Here is a 13,834-nt window from a genome sequence, read left to right on the forward strand (position 1 = left end):
GCCATCGCGGGCGCCCCTTACTCGTACCCCTCCCCGGTCTCTCCGGAGCACTCTCTTGACTTAGTTAGTGATTGAGTACTAACTTCGTCGCATGGTCAGGATGAGCGCAGAGGAACGGCGTGAGAGCGTCATTCGCGCGGCGATGAGCGAGTTCGCCCGGGGCGGCTACTACGGCACGTCCACCGAGGCGATCGCCAAGCGTGTGGGGGTCTCGCAGCCGTACCTCTTCCGGCTCTTCCCCGGCAAGAAGGCGATCTTCCTCGCGGCCGCCGAACGCTGCCTGGAGGACACCGTTCGCGCGTTCGAGGCGGCCTCCGAGGGACTGCACGGCGAAGAGGCCCTGCACTCCATGGCGGACGCGTACACGAGGGTCATCGCCGAGGAGCCGGAGCGGCTGCTCATGCAGATGCAGATGTATGTCGCGGTGGCGGCGGCCGAACAGGCCGGTGACCACGAGCTCGGCGAGGCGGTGCGGGCCGGCTGGATGCGGCTGTGGGAGACCGTCCACCTGCCGCTCGGCGCCGACATCGACGAGACCACCGACTTCCTGGCCTACGGCATGCTCATCAACTGCCTGGTGGCCATGGGGTTCCCGCCCCAGCACCGGGTGTGGGAAGGGCTCTACCCGTCGGCCCGGGCCAAGGGCCGGCTCGCACACTGAAACGGAACGACGGAGCGGTACGCGCGACGGAACACCGGAGCGCAAGGCGGCGGAGACCGGCGCCTTTTCATGACCGCAAAAGTTAGTCAGTAATAACTAACCGGAGTCAGCGATAGCCCGCTGGGGGAGCGATGTCACAGCAGACGCCCGAACAGACGCCACAGCCGACCGAACGCCTCGGAGGAGCCGTCTGGGCCCTCGTCATCACCAGCGTTGCCGGATTCATGGCGGCCCTCGACAACCTCGTCGTCACCACCGCCCTGCCCTCGATCCGCAAGGACTTCGGGGGAGCGCTCGACGATCTGGAATGGACCGTGAGCGCGTACACGCTCACCTTCGCCGTGCTGCTGATGTTCGGCGCGGCCCTGGGCGACCGGTTCGGCCGCCGCAGGCTCTTCCTCGTCGGCATCACCGTTTTCACCGGCGCGTCCGCCGCGGCGGCCATGGCACCCGGCATCGACTCCCTGATCGCCGCCCGCGCGGTCCAGGGCGTCGGCGCGGCCGTCATGATGCCGCTGACCCTGACCCTGCTGACGGCCGCCGTACCGGCCGCCAAGCGCGGGATGGCGTACGGGATATGGGGCGCCGTCAACGGACTCGCGGTCGCCTCGGGGCCGCTCATCGGCGGCAGCCTCACCGAACACCTGTCCTGGCAGTGGATCTTCTGGCTGAACGTCCCGCTGGGTCTCGCCCTGCTGCCGCTCGCCCGGCTGCGCCTGACGGAGTCCTTCGGCTCCGGCGCCCCGCTCGACATCCGCGGCACCCTCCTCGCCAGCGGCGGCCTCTTCGGCATCGTGTACGGACTGGTCCGCGCGCCTGTCGTCGGCTGGAGCGACGGCGTGGTCCTGCTCGCCCTGTTCGCGGGTACGGCCCTGCTCACCGGCTTCGTCTTCCACGGCATGCGGGCCGAGAACCCGATGCTGCCGATGCGGCTCTTCCGCAGTCGCGCCTTCGCCGGGATCAACGCGGCGAGCCTGCTGATGTTCCTCGGCATGTTCGGCTCGATCTTCCTGCTCAGCCAGTACATGCAGGGCGTGCTCGGCTACTCGCCCACCGAGGCGGGGCTGCGCATGCTGCCGTGGACCGGTATGCCGATGCTCGTCGCGCCGCTCGCCGGCTATCTGTCGGACCGCGTCGGCGGCCGTCCCGTCGTCGCGGCGGGCCTGTTCCTCCAGGCCGTCGGGCTCGGCTGGTTCGCCGTCGTGGTCGAGGCGGACACGTCGTACACCGCGCAGCTGCCCGCGCTGATCATCAGCGGCATCGGGATGAGCCTCTTCTTCGCTCCCGCCTCCAGCCTGGTCATGTCCAGCGTCCGGGCCCAGGAGCAGGGGATCGCGTCCGGCGCCAACAACGCGCTGCGCGAGGTCGGCGGGGCGCTCGGTATCGCGGTGATGGCCTCGATCTTCTCCGCGCAGGGTGGGTACGGGAGTGCGCAGAGCTTCGTGGACGGGATCCGGCCCGCGCTGTGGGTCGGTGCGGGGGCGGTGGCCCTGGCGGGGGTGGGGGCGCTGTACATCCCGCGCCGGCGGCCTGCGGCCGGGCCTGCGGCCGGGGCTCAGGAGGTCACTGAGGCGGCCGTGCCTGTGCCTGTGCCGGAGACTGCGTCGCGTTGAGTTGAGTCCGCGGGCCGGTGGGGGCGGGCCGCGCAGTTCCCCGCGCCCCTCGGGAGCGGGGCTGCGCCCCGGCTCCCGGCCCCTCGGACGGGAGCGGGGTTGCGCCTCGGCTCCCGGCCCCTTGGACGGGAGCGGGGTTGCGCCTCGGCTCCCGGCCCCTTGGACGGGAGCGGGGTTGCGCCTCGGCTCCCGGCCCCTTGGACGGGAGCGGGGCTGCGCCCCGGCTCCCGGCCCCACGGCCCCATGGGCCCGCAGCCTCCGTGCGACCTCAGGTGCCCGCATCCACGAGAACGGCCCCGCCGGAACCGGCGGGGTCGTTCTCGTACTCTGGGGACGTGCAGGAACTCCAGGACACCGCCCTCGCCCCGCTGACCACCTTCCGGCTCGGTGGGCCCGCCGACCGGCTGATCACCGCGACCACCGACGACGAGGTGATCGCCGCTGTCCGCGAGGCCGACGACTCCGGTACGCCGCTGCTGCTGATCGGCGGCGGATCCAACCTGGTCATCGGCGACAAGGGCTTCGCGGGCACCGCCCTGCGCATCGCCACGCGCGGCTTCGAGCTGGACGGTACGCGGCTGGAGCTGGCCGCCGGTGAGGTGTGGACCGACGCGGTCGCCCGGACCGTCGAGGCCCGTCTCGCGGGTATCGAGTGCCTCGCCGGAATCCCGGGCTCCGCCGGTGCGACACCGATCCAGAACGTGGGCGCGTACGGCCAGGAAGTGTCGTCGACGATCACCGAAGTGATCGCCTATGACCGCGAGAGCCGCGAGACGGTCACCATGTCGAACGCCGAGTGCGCCTTCTCGTACCGGCACAGTCGTTTCAAGAGCGATCCCGAGCGGTTCGTCGTGCTGCGGGTCCGTTTCGAGCTGGAGGACGCGGCCGGGCTGTCCGCGCCGCTGAGGTACGCCGAGACGGCCCGCATGCTCGGTGTCGGACCCGGCGACCGCGTGCCCGTGGACGCGGCCCGCGAGACCGTCCTGAAGCTGCGCTCCGGGAAGGGCATGGTCCTCGACCCCGAGGACCACGACACCTGGTCGGCCGGCTCGTTCTTCACCAACCCGATCCTCACCCACGAGGAGTTCGCCGTGTTCCACGCGCGCGTGGCCGAGCGGCTGGGCGAGGGCGTGATCCCGCCCGCCTACCCCGCGGGCGACGGCCACACCAAGACCTCCGCGGCCTGGCTGATCGACAAGTCGGGCTTCACCAAGGGGTACGGCACCGGTCCGGCCCGTATCTCCACCAAGCACACCCTGGCCCTCACCAACCGGGGCGGGGCCACCACGGAGGACCTCCTCGCGCTCGCCCGCGAGGTCGTCGCGGGCGTTCACGACGCCTTCGGGATCACGCTCGTCAACGAACCCGTGACGGTGGGCGTCAGCCTCTGAGACGGTATTCCGTTTGTGGGCGGCCGGGAGGGGCGGCCACCCTGGGGCCATGAGAGAACTCCCGTGCGGCTGAGGGTCACCGAGTTCGTGCCGCGTGCCGGCCGGTACGCGTTCCGGGTCGTCCAGCCGAGCCCCGCCCTGCGGCACACCACACTCAGCGACCCCCTGCGCGAGTGGGGATACCTGCTGGGGGACCACGACGGGCTCTCCCGCCTCGCCGCGCTGTTCTCGTTCGCCGCGTACTCCCCGCACACGGTCGTCCACGTCCCGCTGCGCGAGGGCGTTCCCCGGCAGTACGCGCCAGGGGTGCCGGTGGACCTGGTCCTCGTCCACCGGACCCTGGGCCTGCGGCCGTCCGTCTGGCCCGCGCTGCGCCGCGGGCTGACCCGGGGCACCCCGGGCACCGTCCGCACCGACGAACAGCGGACCGCGCGCCATGCCGCCGCCTGGCAGGCGCGCTGGGACCGGCGCTGGGACCGGCTGGCCCCGGCCGACAGGATCCGTCTCGCGACGCACGCCCGGACGCTGTTCCTCTTCGGCGCCCGGGACACCTTCGCCTCGGCGTCCGTCCACCTGGAACTGGCGGCCGAGTTCGGCCCGCTCGGCAAGAGGGCGGGCAGGGGACACGACGTGCTGGTCACCTCGCTCACCCCGCATCTGCCGCTGACCCGGGGGCGGGGGCCGGAGCTCGACATCGGCTTCCAGGCGTACCCGCCCCTCTCCCACTTCAGGCGGCCGGGGCGCTCAGCCAGTCGTCGACCCCGGACAGCAGCTTCTCCCTGATGTCGGGCGGCGCCGCCGAGGCGCGTACCGACTGCCGTGCCAGCTCGGCCAGTTCGGTGTCCGTGAAACCGTGGTGGCGGCGCGCGATGTCGTACTGGGCGGCCAGCCGGGAGCCGAACAGCAGCGGGTCGTCCGCGCCGAGCGCCATGGGCACGCCCGCCTCGAAGAGCGTGCGCAGGGGGACGTCCTCCGGCTTCTCGTAGACCCCCAGCGCGACGTTCGAGGCCGGGCAGACCTCGCAGGTGATGCCGCGGTCCGCGAGCCGCTTCAGCAGCCGCGGGTCCTCGGCGGCCCGCACGCCGTGCCCGATCCGCGAGGCGTGCAGGTCGTCCAGGCAGTCACGGACGGACGCGGGGCCCGTCAGCTCGCCGCCGTGCGGCGCGGCCAGCAGCCCGCCCTCCCGGGCGATCGCGAAGGCTCGGTCGAAGTCCCGCGCCATGCCCCGCCGCTCGTCGTTGGAGAGCCCGAACCCGACGATGCCCCGGTCCGCGTAGCGCACGGCCAGCCGGGCCAGCGTGCGGGCGTCCAGGGGGTGCTTCATCCGGTTCGCGGCGACCAGGACCCGCATACCGAGCCCGGTTTCGCGCGAGGCCGTGTCCACCGCGTCCAGGATGATCTCCAGAGCGGGGATCAGACCGCCCAGGCGCGGCGCGTACGACGTGGGGTCGACCTGGATCTCCAGCCACCCCGAGCCGTCCTTGAGGTCCTCCTCGGCGGCCTCGCGCACGAGCCGCTGGATGTCCTCGGGATCTCTCAGGCACGAGCGCGCCGCGTCGTACAGACGCTGGAAACGGAACCAGCCGCGCTCGTCCGTCGCCCGCAGCTTGGGCGGCTCGCCGCTCGTCAGCGCGTCGGGGAGGTGGATCCCGTGCTTGTCGGCCAGTTCCAGCAGGGTGGTGTGCCGCATCGAACCGGTGAAATGCAGGTGCAGATGAGCCTTGGGCAGCTCAGAGACCTTACGTACGTGCTCCATTCAAGGATCCTGCCGCACGCCGGCGCCGTATCGGTAGCGCTTTCCCTGAACGTGGTCTTGCTCGCACGAAGAAACGAGGAAGCGCGGAACACGAAGAGGCGGGCCGCCTCCCCGGAGGGAAGCGGCCCGCCTCACCCGCCGACGTGAGCGGGCTCAGTACTTACTGTCGTGCGCGGGTTCAGGCCTTGGCCTCCGCGAGGAGCTTCTGGATCCGCGAGACGCCCTCGACGAGGTCCTCGTCACCCAGCGCGTACGACAGCCGCAGATAGCCGGGAGTGCCGAAGGCCTCGCCCGGGACGACCGCGACCTCGGCCTCCTCCAGGATCAGCGCGGCCAGCTCGACGGAGGTCTGCGGGCGCTTGCCGCGGATCTCCTTGCCGAGGAGCGCCTTCACCGAGGGGTACGCGTAGAACGCGCCCTCGGGCTCCGGGCAGAGCACGCCGTCGATCTCGTTGAGCATGCGCACGATCGTCCGGCGGCGGCGGTCGAAGGCCTCGCGCATCTCCGCGACGGCCGTCAGGTCGCCCGAGACGGCGGCGAGCGCGGCGGCCTGGGCCACGTTCGACACGTTCGACGTGGCGTGGGACTGCAGGTTGGTCGCGGCCTTCACCACGTCCTTGGGGCCGATGACCCACCCGACGCGCCAGCCGGTCATCGCGTACGTCTTCGCCACGCCGTTGACCACGATGCACTTGTCGCGCAGCTCAGGAAGTACTGCCGGCAGCGAGGTGAACTTCGCGTCCCCGTAGACCAGGTGCTCGTAGATCTCGTCCGTCATCACCCACAGGCCGTGCTCGACGGCCCAGCGGCCGATGGCCTCGGTGTCCTCGGCGCTGTAGACGGCACCGGTCGGGTTCGAGGGCGACACGAAGAGGACGACCTTGGTCCTCTCCGTACGGGCCGCCTCCAGCTGCTCGACCGAGACGCGGTAGCCGGTCGTCTCGTCCGCGACGACGTCCACCGGGACACCGCCGGCGAGACGGATCGACTCGGGGTACGTCGTCCAGTAGGGGGCCGGGACGATGACCTCGTCGCCCGGGTCGAGGATCGCGGCGAACGCCTCGTAGATGGCCTGCTTGCCGCCGTTGGTCACCAGGACCTGCGAGGCGTCCACCTCGTAGTGGGAGTCACGCAGCGTCTTGGCGACGATCGCCGCCTTCAGCTCGGGGAGGCCGCCGGCCGGCGTGTAGCGGTGGTACTTCGGGTTCTTGCATGCCTCGATGGCGGCCTCGACGACATAGTCCGGGGTCGGGAAGTCGGGCTCACCGGCGCCGAAGCCGATCACCGGACGTCCGGCGGCCTTGAGGGCCTTGGCCTTGGCGTCCACGGCGAGGGTGGCGGACTCGGAGATCGCGCCGACTCGGGCGGAGACCCGGCGCTCGGTGGGAGGGATTGCAGCGCTCATGGGACCCATCGTTTCAGACCGGAAACGTCCCCGGCACACTGGTTTCACAGACTGGGCAACGCCGGACGGATCCGGGGCCGGGTACGCGCAAAGTCCGTACGGACACTTTCTGTTCGACGACCGGCCGCCGACCACGTACACTCTCACCTCGTTGGCCTTCACCGGCCGCGCTCTTCCGGTGCACTCCGAGCACCCGGGCGGATGCGGTACGTTGTGAGGGAAGCAAAGGGTCGTAGCTCAATTGGTAGAGCACTGGTCTCCAAAACCAGCGGTTGGGGGTTCAAGTCCCTCCGGCCCTGCTACACACTCCTTTCACCAGGATGTGTGCGCATGTACGTACTGCATTGCACCGCCGTGCGGCTCACACTGGGCGCGGCACGGCCACGACCCGGAATCAGGTGAGGACGAGTGACGGACGCCGTGGGCTCCATCGACATGCCTGATGCCCAGGATGAGGCGCCGGAGTCCCAGAAGAAGGGCCGTAAGGGTGGCAAGCGTGCCAAGAAGGGCCCGCTGAAGCGCCTCGCCCTCTTCTACCGCCAGATCGTCGCGGAGCTCCGCAAGGTTGTCTGGCCGACCCGCAATCAGCTGACGACGTACACCACAGTGGTGATTGTGTTCGTTGTCATCATGATCGGTCTGGTGACTGTGATTGACTTCGGACTCGACAAGGCCGCCAAGTACGTCTTCGGCTAGGCCAAGCGCGAAGGGCGCCGTACCCGGCGCCCGCTTTCGCGTGTTCCACCCCCATGATCCAGGAAGAAGCAGCCACCGTGTCTGACCCGAACCTGAACGATGCCGTCGAGTCGGTCGAGTCCCGTGACGACGAACTCGACATCGTCGAGGGCGCGGACGTCGAGGACGAGGTCGAGGCTGCCGACGCCGCGGCGGGCGAGCCCGCCGAAGAGGCCGCACTGCACGTCGAGGACGAGTCCGGCGAGGACGCCGAGGGCGAGTCCGCCGACGCCGCGGCCGACGAGGAGGAGGCGGAGGAGGCCGAGCCGGTCGACCCCGTCACCGCCCTGCGTGAGGAACTCCGTTCGCTGCCCGGCGAGTGGTACGTCATCCACACGTACGCCGGGTACGAGAACCGCGTGAAGACCAACCTCGAACAGCGTGCCGTCTCGCTGAACGTCGAGGACTTCATCTTCGCGGCCGAGGTGCCGCAAGAAGAGGTCGCGCAGATCAAGAACGGCGAGCGCAAGACCATCAAGCAGAACAAGCTCCCCGGCTACGTGCTGGTGCGCATGGATCTGACGAACGAGTCCTGGGGTGTCGTCCGCAACACCCCCGGCGTCACCGGCTTCGTGGGCAACGCCTACGACCCGTACCCGCTGACGCTGGACGAGATCGTCAAGATGCTCGCCCCCGAGGCCGAGGAGAAGGCCGCCCGCGAGGCCGCCGAGGCCGAGGGCAAGCCGGCGCCGTCCCGCAAGCTTGAGGTCCAGGTGCTGGACTTCGAGGTGGGCGACTCGGTCACCGTCACCGACGGCCCGTTCGCGACGCTGCAGGCGACCATCAACGAGATCAACGCCGACTCGAAGAAGGTCAAGGGCCTCGTCGAGATCTTCGGCCGCGAGACCCCGGTGGAGCTCAGCTTCGACCAGATCCAGAAGAATTGACGTTCTTTCGGACCGTACACTTCCGACCAGGTCAGACCGGCTCTCGCAGCCTGTCTGACCTGCTCGGTTTCAGGCTGCGCACCGATACCCGTTATCGTTGTGCGGTATGCCTCCATCCGGATGATCCGGAATGGATGGCCGGAAACTCTCACTAGGACCCGGAGAGAGCAATGCCTCCCAAGAAGAAGAAGGTCACGGGGCTTATCAAGCTCCAGATCCAGGCCGGTGCGGCCAACCCGGCGCCGCCGGTCGGCCCCGCACTGGGCCAGCACGGCGTCAACATCATGGAGTTCTGCAAGGCCTACAACGCCGCGACCGAGTCGCAGCGCGGCTGGGTCATCCCGGTGGAGATCACGGTCTACGAGGACCGCTCCTTCACCTTCATCACCAAGACCCCGCCGGCCGCGAAGATGATCCTCAAGGCCGCCGGTGTCGAGAAGGGCTCGGGCGAGCCGCACAAGACCAAGGTCGCCAAGATCACGCAGGCCCAGGTCCGCGAGATCGCCACGACCAAGCTGGCCGACCTGAACGCCAACGACCTGGACGCCGCGTCGAAGATCATCGCCGGCACCGCCCGTTCCATGGGCATCACGGTCGAGGGCTGATCCCCACCACCGCAGAACACCGTGGCAGGGCCTGCTCGGCCCCTACCACGACTCCTCAGAGCACACAGGAGCAGTAGTGAGCAAGCGCAGCAAGTCTCTCCGCGCTGCGGACGCCAAGATCGACCGGGAGAAGCAGTACGCCCCGCTCGAAGCCGTCCGTCTCGCCAAGGAGACCTCCACCTCGAAGTTCGACGGCACCGTCGAGGTCGCCTTCCGCCTGGGTGTCGACCCGCGCAAGGCCGACCAGATGGTCCGCGGCACCGTGAACCTCCCGCACGGCACCGGCAAGACCGCCCGGGTCCTGGTCTTCGCGACCGGTGACCGTGCCGAGGCCGCGACTGCCGCCGGCGCCGACATCGTCGGTTCCGACGAACTCATCGACGAGGTGGCGAAGGGGCGTCTGGACTTCGACGCCGTCGTCGCCACCCCCGACCTCATGGGCAAGGTCGGCCGCCTGGGCCGTGTCCTCGGCCCGCGTGGTCTGATGCCGAACCCGAAGACGGGCACCGTGACCCCGGACGTGGCCAAGGCCGTGACCGAGATCAAGGGCGGCAAGATCGAGTTCCGCGTCGACAAGCACTCGAACCTGCACTTCATCATCGGCAAGGCGTCCTTCGACGACACGCAGCTGGTGGAGAACTACGGCGCCGCGCTCGACGAGATCCTTCGTCTGAAGCCGTCGGCCGCCAAGGGTCGCTACATCAAGAAGGCCACGATCAGCACCACGATCGGCCCCGGCATCGCTGTCGACTCGAACCGCACCCGCAACCTCCTCGTCGAGGAGGACCCGGCCGCCGTCTGAGCCTGACGCTCACCGGTAGCCGCGTCGCAGACGCGATCTCAGGACGGGCCCCGCAACCTTTCGAGGTGCGGGGCCCGTCTTTGTGTCCGGCGCCGGTTCGCGGGGCCTGACGCCTGCCACCTGGTGCCTGCTGCCCGCCACTTGGTGCCGGCCGTCCGGTGCCCGGAGTCCGGTGCCCGTTTCCCGGTCGGATGTCGGTGGCCTGCGCTAGCGTGCGAGGCACAGGAATCGCATAGGGGGACGAATGATGAGCTCGATCGTGCGCCGGGTGACCGTCTCGATGGCGGTGGTCGCCGCCCTGACCGGAGCCGCGGCCTGTAGCGGCTCGGACTCCGACGGGGGTTCCAGAGGGGAAGGGGAGGGTTCGGCGGGGGACGCCAAGGGCACCGGCGGGGCCGGCACCCTTGCGGACGCGATCGTGGCCCTTCGCTCCGTGGAGAAGAGCACCGACGGAGCGGACTCCGCCAAGGTCGAGTCCACCACGACCATGGGCACGATGATGTCGATGAAGGCGGACGGCGCCCTCGGCTGGGCCGACGGACTCACCGGCAAGCTGACGATCACGTACACCGGCGGCACGATGGCCGACCAGATGCGCCAGCTGGGCACCACCTCCATGGAGGCCCGGTATCTGCCGGACGCCTACTACGCGAAGATGGGCGACAAGTTCGCCGAGCAGTCCGGCGGCAAGCACTGGATCAAGTACGACTACGACGACCTGGCGAAGCTGGCCGGCGGATCGGGCGCGTACATGAAGGACCAGATGCAGAACACCACGCCGAACCAGTCGGTGAAGCTGCTGCTGGCCTCCGGGGACGTCGAGAAGGTCGGCGAGGAGAAAGTGCGCGGCGAGGACACCACGCACTACTCGGGCACGGTCGACGTCGCGGATCTCGCCGGCCGGAACTCCTCCCTGTCTGCGAGCCAACTGGCCGATCTCAAGAGCCAGTTGGAGCAGGCCGGCGTCACCACCGAGACCATCGACATCTGGGTGAACGACCAGGACCTGCTGGTCAAGAAGGCCGAGAAGGGCGAGCTGGCGACCGGCTCGATGTCCTCGACGGCGTACTACAGCGACTACGGCGTCGAGGTGGCCGCCGAGGAGCCCGCGGCGGGCGACACCGCGGACTTCGCGGACCTCATGCGGAGTCGGCCGACGGGCTGAACCCGCCCGGTCCCCTTGTCCCCTCCCTCCGGTTCCGCCCCTTGCCGGTGGTCACACGCGTCACAGGCGTCACACAGGTCACGCCACAACTCGCAGGACTGCCTGAACCCCGCTGGGATACGCTCGCGGCTTGTCTGTGAGTCGCTCATCTGTTCCTTGGGGGGAACCATGAAGCTTTCTGTGCGCACGCCTGTACGTCGTGGGGCGACGGGCGCGGTCGTCGCCGCGCTCGTCCTCGGCGGGGGTGCCGTCGGCTGTTCCAAGGGGGACGAGGAGTCCCCCGAGATGACGCCCGCCGCGGCCGTCGCCAAGGCGGCGAAGAAGACGGAGGACATCACCTCCCTCAGCTACCGCATGACGGGCAGGACCCCGGAGGAGGGGCGCATCAAGGCCGAGGCCCAGATGCGCATGGAGCCCGACCTCGCCATGAGCATGAAGATGACCGCTCTCGACCAGGGCAAGGACGGCAACGCCGAGATACGCCTGGTCGACAAGGCGATGTACATCGGCGGGGGCGCCGCGGCGGCCAAGGAGATGGACGGCAAGAGCTGGATCAAGTTCGACATGTCCACGCTGGGTGACGACGCGCTGGGCGGCGGCGGGGCCCCGGGCGCGGGGACGGCCGACAAGAACCCGGCGCAGGAGTCCACCTTCCTCACGGGCTCCAAGGACGTGAAGAAGGTCGGCGCCGAGAAGGTCGAGGGCGTCGAGACCACCCACTACAAGGGCACGGTCACCCTCGACGAGTTCCGCAAGTCCCTCAAGGGCGAGAGCAAGGCCACCCGCGAGAAGCGGGAGAAGAGCCTTGAGCAGTACGAGAAGCTGGGTGTGGACGCGCTCACGATGGACATGTGGGTCGACGGCGAGGACCACACCAAGCAGTTCCGCATGCAGGGCGACGCCGACAAGGGCAAGCTCGACATGACCATCACCTTCCTCGACTACAACAAGCCCGTGACCGTCGAGGCCCCGCCGGCCAAGGACGTCATGGACCTGGCCGAGATGATGGGTGACCTGGAGGGCTGACCGGCCCCGGGGGCACGATTTGCTTGACAGTGCCCCGTTCACGTAATCTTCCACAGAAGCCAAAGACCGCTGGTCGTTGCCGTGCTCTCGTCAGAGGACGCGGTGACCGAAGGATCCGCTGAATTGCGGACGACCCGCGCAGGTGACTGTGGATGAGCTCCCGGACAGTCCCGTACTTCGTACGGATCCCGTCTGGTAGAGCCACGCCCCGTGCGCCTGCGCCGGGGCGTTTCGTTTTCCCAGTCTCCTTCTGAGCGGTCCTCATCACCCGGAAGGAGGCCACGCTTATGGCAAGGCCCGACAAGGCTGCCGCGGTAGCCGAGCTCGCGGACCAGTTCCGCAGCTCGAACGCCGCTGTGCTGACCGAGTACCGGGGTCTCACCGTGGCGCAGCTCAAGACGCTGCGTCGTTCGCTCGGTGAAGACGCCCAGTACGCCGTGGTGAAGAACACGCTGACCAAGATCGCGGCCAACGAGGCCGGGATCTCCACGCTCGACGACCTGTTCAACGGTCCGACAGCGGTTGCCTTCATCTCCGGTGACCCGGTGACGTCGGCGAAGGGTCTTCGTGACTTCGCCAAGGACAACCCGAACCTCGTCATCAAGGGCGGTGTCCTTGACGGCAAGGCGCTGTCCGCCGACGAGATCAAGAAGCTCGCGGACCTTGAGTCCCGCGAGGTTCTGCTCGCCAAGCTGGCGGGTGCCATGAAGGGCAAGCAGTCCCAGGCTGCGACCCTCTTCCAGGCGCTCCCGTCGAAGTTCGTCCGCACCGCGGAGGCGCTTCGCGTCAAGCTCGAAGAGCAGGGCGGTGCCGAGTAACTCGGCTCGCGCAATGACCGCCGCCTGAGGCGACGGTCGCAGCGGGCCGAACGTACGCCCGCCTCACCAGTACATCCCGGCACCTGCCGAACAAGTGGAAGGACGCCATCATGGCGAAGCTGTCCCAGGAAGAGCTGCTCGCGCAGTTCGAGAACCTCACCCTCATCGAGCTCTCCGAGTTCGTGAAGGCCTTCGAGGAGAAGTTCGACGTCACCGCCGCCGCCGCGGTCGCCGCCGGCCCCGCCGCCGCTGCCGCCCCGGCCGAGGCCGAGGCCGAGCAGGACGAGTTCGACGTCATCCTCACGGGTGCCGGCGAGAAGAAGATCCAGGTCATCAAGGTCGTGCGTGAGCTCACCTCGCTGGGTCTGAAGGAGGCCAAGGACCTCGTCGACGGCGCTCCGAAGCCCGTCCTGGAGAAGGTCGACAAGGCTGCCGCCGAGAAGGCCGCCGAGTCCCTCAAGGGCGCCGGCGCCTCCGTCGAGGTCAAGTGACCCGACGAGTCCGCCAGGACTCCTGCGAGCCGCGTAGAGCCGCTTTCGTAGCGGTGTAACGCTGACGCACCGAAGAGCGATCACCCAACTGGGTGGTCGCTCTTCGGCGTTCGAGGGGGCCGTGCGGCGACTGCCTTGCGCTGTAGGTCGCGACGAGTATGGTGATCTTCGTTCGTGCCTCCAGCCGCCCGTGACGGGCTGCACGGCAGGTTGCAAGTGACGGTGGCAGCACCCGGTTCGGGCTTGGGGGGCCTTGACGAACCGCACGCAGCGCGCAATTCTCAGGACGCGTCGTCACAACGATCCGGATCCGAGGCATGGATCGGCGGCGAAGAGGGCAGTATCGATGTGCATCGAGGGCGTGGCTTGCAGCAGGGGTTGAGAACAACGAGGGTCTTCAAAAACCCGCACTGGACATCAGTGGGCCTAGTGGCTACACTGACCCTTTGCGCTGCCTGTTAGCTGCCTCCTGCCCGTCA

The 13,834-nt window shown here is 69.0% G+C and carries 14 protein-coding genes and 1 tRNA gene; 13 read left to right on the plus strand and 2 right to left on the minus strand.

Annotation, left to right across the window (positions count from 1 at the left end; genetic code table 11):
• The first annotated feature begins 91 nt into the window (after positions 1–91).
• The 4 genes from ACFWGJ_RS17850 to ACFWGJ_RS17865 all read left to right on the plus strand — a co-directional run bounded on the left by ACFWGJ_RS17850 (position 92) and on the right by ACFWGJ_RS17865 (position 4,448).
• Positions 92–661: a TetR/AcrR family transcriptional regulator gene (locus tag ACFWGJ_RS17850; RefSeq protein WP_387325245.1), complete on the plus strand. Its 570-nt coding sequence runs from the start codon at positions 92–94 to the stop codon at positions 659–661.
• Between the two features lie 131 nt (positions 662–792).
• The gene (locus ACFWGJ_RS17855) at positions 793–2,274 is read left to right on the plus strand and encodes an MFS transporter (protein WP_387325246.1); all 1,482 of its coding nucleotides are present in this window, start codon (positions 793–795) and stop codon (positions 2,272–2,274) included.
• A gap of 335 nt (positions 2,275–2,609) precedes the next feature.
• Positions 2,610–3,665 carry a UDP-N-acetylmuramate dehydrogenase gene (locus ACFWGJ_RS17860; protein WP_387325248.1) on the plus strand — a complete coding sequence of 352 codons (1,056 nt, stop codon included), beginning with the start codon at positions 2,610–2,612 and terminating at the stop codon, positions 3,663–3,665.
• Between the two features lie 63 nt (positions 3,666–3,728).
• Positions 3,729–4,448 carry a hypothetical protein gene (locus ACFWGJ_RS17865; RefSeq protein ID WP_387325250.1) on the plus strand — a complete coding sequence of 240 codons (720 nt, stop codon included), beginning with the start codon at positions 3,729–3,731 and terminating at the stop codon, positions 4,446–4,448.
• Here ACFWGJ_RS17865 and ACFWGJ_RS17870 read toward each other — a convergent pair.
• Positions 4,393–5,421, minus strand: a complete 1,029-nt coding sequence (locus tag ACFWGJ_RS17870; protein WP_387325251.1) for an adenosine deaminase — start codon at positions 5,419–5,421, stop codon at positions 4,393–4,395. The genes ACFWGJ_RS17865 and ACFWGJ_RS17870 overlap by 56 nt on opposite strands.
• A 178-nt stretch (positions 5,422–5,599) precedes the next feature.
• Complete coding sequence (locus tag ACFWGJ_RS17875) at positions 5,600–6,826, minus strand: pyridoxal phosphate-dependent aminotransferase (RefSeq protein WP_387325253.1); 1,227 nt, start codon at positions 6,824–6,826, stop codon at positions 5,600–5,602.
• A gap of 226 nt (positions 6,827–7,052) precedes the next feature.
• Between ACFWGJ_RS17875 and ACFWGJ_RS17880 the strand changes: the two genes are divergently transcribed.
• The 9 genes from ACFWGJ_RS17880 to rplL all read left to right on the plus strand — a co-directional run bounded on the left by ACFWGJ_RS17880 (position 7,053) and on the right by rplL (position 13,355).
• Positions 7,053–7,125, plus strand: a tRNA-Trp gene (locus tag ACFWGJ_RS17880).
• Positions 7,126–7,234: 109 nt separating this feature from the next.
• On the plus strand, positions 7,235–7,522 hold the full coding sequence (gene secE, locus ACFWGJ_RS17885) for a preprotein translocase subunit SecE (RefSeq protein ID WP_055610500.1): 288 nt from the start codon (positions 7,235–7,237) through the stop codon (positions 7,520–7,522).
• A gap of 77 nt (positions 7,523–7,599) precedes the next feature.
• The gene (nusG, locus tag ACFWGJ_RS17890) at positions 7,600–8,448 is read left to right on the plus strand and encodes a transcription termination/antitermination protein NusG (RefSeq protein WP_387325255.1); all 849 of its coding nucleotides are present in this window, start codon (positions 7,600–7,602) and stop codon (positions 8,446–8,448) included.
• Between the two features lie 170 nt (positions 8,449–8,618).
• Positions 8,619–9,053: a 50S ribosomal protein L11 gene (rplK, locus tag ACFWGJ_RS17895; RefSeq protein ID WP_107020981.1), complete on the plus strand. Its 435-nt coding sequence runs from the start codon at positions 8,619–8,621 to the stop codon at positions 9,051–9,053.
• Between the two features lie 76 nt (positions 9,054–9,129).
• The gene (rplA, locus tag ACFWGJ_RS17900; protein WP_189776110.1) at positions 9,130–9,855 is read left to right on the plus strand and encodes a 50S ribosomal protein L1; all 726 of its coding nucleotides are present in this window, start codon (positions 9,130–9,132) and stop codon (positions 9,853–9,855) included.
• A 244-nt stretch (positions 9,856–10,099) separates the two neighbouring features.
• Positions 10,100–11,020, plus strand: coding sequence for a hypothetical protein (locus ACFWGJ_RS17905; RefSeq protein WP_387325258.1), 921 nt, complete (start codon positions 10,100–10,102; stop codon positions 11,018–11,020).
• Positions 11,021–11,188: 168 nt separating this feature from the next.
• A complete protein-coding gene (locus tag ACFWGJ_RS17910; RefSeq protein WP_387325260.1) occupies positions 11,189–12,046 on the plus strand; it encodes a DUF1396 domain-containing protein in 858 nt (285 codons plus the stop codon).
• A gap of 287 nt (positions 12,047–12,333) precedes the next feature.
• Positions 12,334–12,864 (plus strand): 50S ribosomal protein L10, encoded by a 531-nt coding sequence (rplJ, locus tag ACFWGJ_RS17915; RefSeq protein WP_210882025.1) that lies wholly within the window; start codon positions 12,334–12,336, stop codon positions 12,862–12,864.
• Positions 12,865–12,974: 110 nt separating this feature from the next.
• Complete coding sequence (gene rplL / locus ACFWGJ_RS17920) at positions 12,975–13,355, plus strand: 50S ribosomal protein L7/L12 (protein ID WP_107020986.1); 381 nt, start codon at positions 12,975–12,977, stop codon at positions 13,353–13,355.
• The last annotated feature ends 479 nt before the right edge of the window (positions 13,356–13,834 follow it).

Origin of the sequence: Streptomyces sp. NPDC060205 (assembly GCF_042728395.1) — a bacterium.
GTDB lineage: Bacteria > Actinomycetota > Actinomycetes > Streptomycetales > Streptomycetaceae > Streptomyces.

What these genes read in the sequence shown, in the direction of transcription:
- ACFWGJ_RS17850 (WP_387325245.1), top strand. Translation starts at nt 92, where the DNA reads ATGGTCAGGATGAGCGCAGAGGAACGGCGTGAGAGCGTCATTCGCGCG.
- ACFWGJ_RS17905 (WP_387325258.1), top strand. Translation starts at nt 10,100, where the DNA reads ATGATGAGCTCGATCGTGCGCCGGGTGACCGTCTCGATGGCGGTGGTC.
- rplJ (WP_210882025.1), top strand. Translation starts at nt 12,334, where the DNA reads ATGGCAAGGCCCGACAAGGCTGCCGCGGTAGCCGAGCTCGCGGACCAG.
- ACFWGJ_RS17910 (WP_387325260.1), top strand. Translation starts at nt 11,189, where the DNA reads ATGAAGCTTTCTGTGCGCACGCCTGTACGTCGTGGGGCGACGGGCGCG.
- ACFWGJ_RS17855 (WP_387325246.1), top strand. Translation starts at nt 793, where the DNA reads ATGTCACAGCAGACGCCCGAACAGACGCCACAGCCGACCGAACGCCTC.
- rplL (WP_107020986.1), top strand. Translation starts at nt 12,975, where the DNA reads ATGGCGAAGCTGTCCCAGGAAGAGCTGCTCGCGCAGTTCGAGAACCTC.
- ACFWGJ_RS17870 (WP_387325251.1), bottom strand. Translation starts at nt 5,421, where the DNA reads ATGGAGCACGTACGTAAGGTCTCTGAGCTGCCCAAGGCTCATCTGCAC.
- ACFWGJ_RS17875 (WP_387325253.1), bottom strand. Translation starts at nt 6,826, where the DNA reads ATGAGCGCTGCAATCCCTCCCACCGAGCGCCGGGTCTCCGCCCGAGTC.
- rplK (WP_107020981.1), top strand. Translation starts at nt 8,619, where the DNA reads ATGCCTCCCAAGAAGAAGAAGGTCACGGGGCTTATCAAGCTCCAGATC.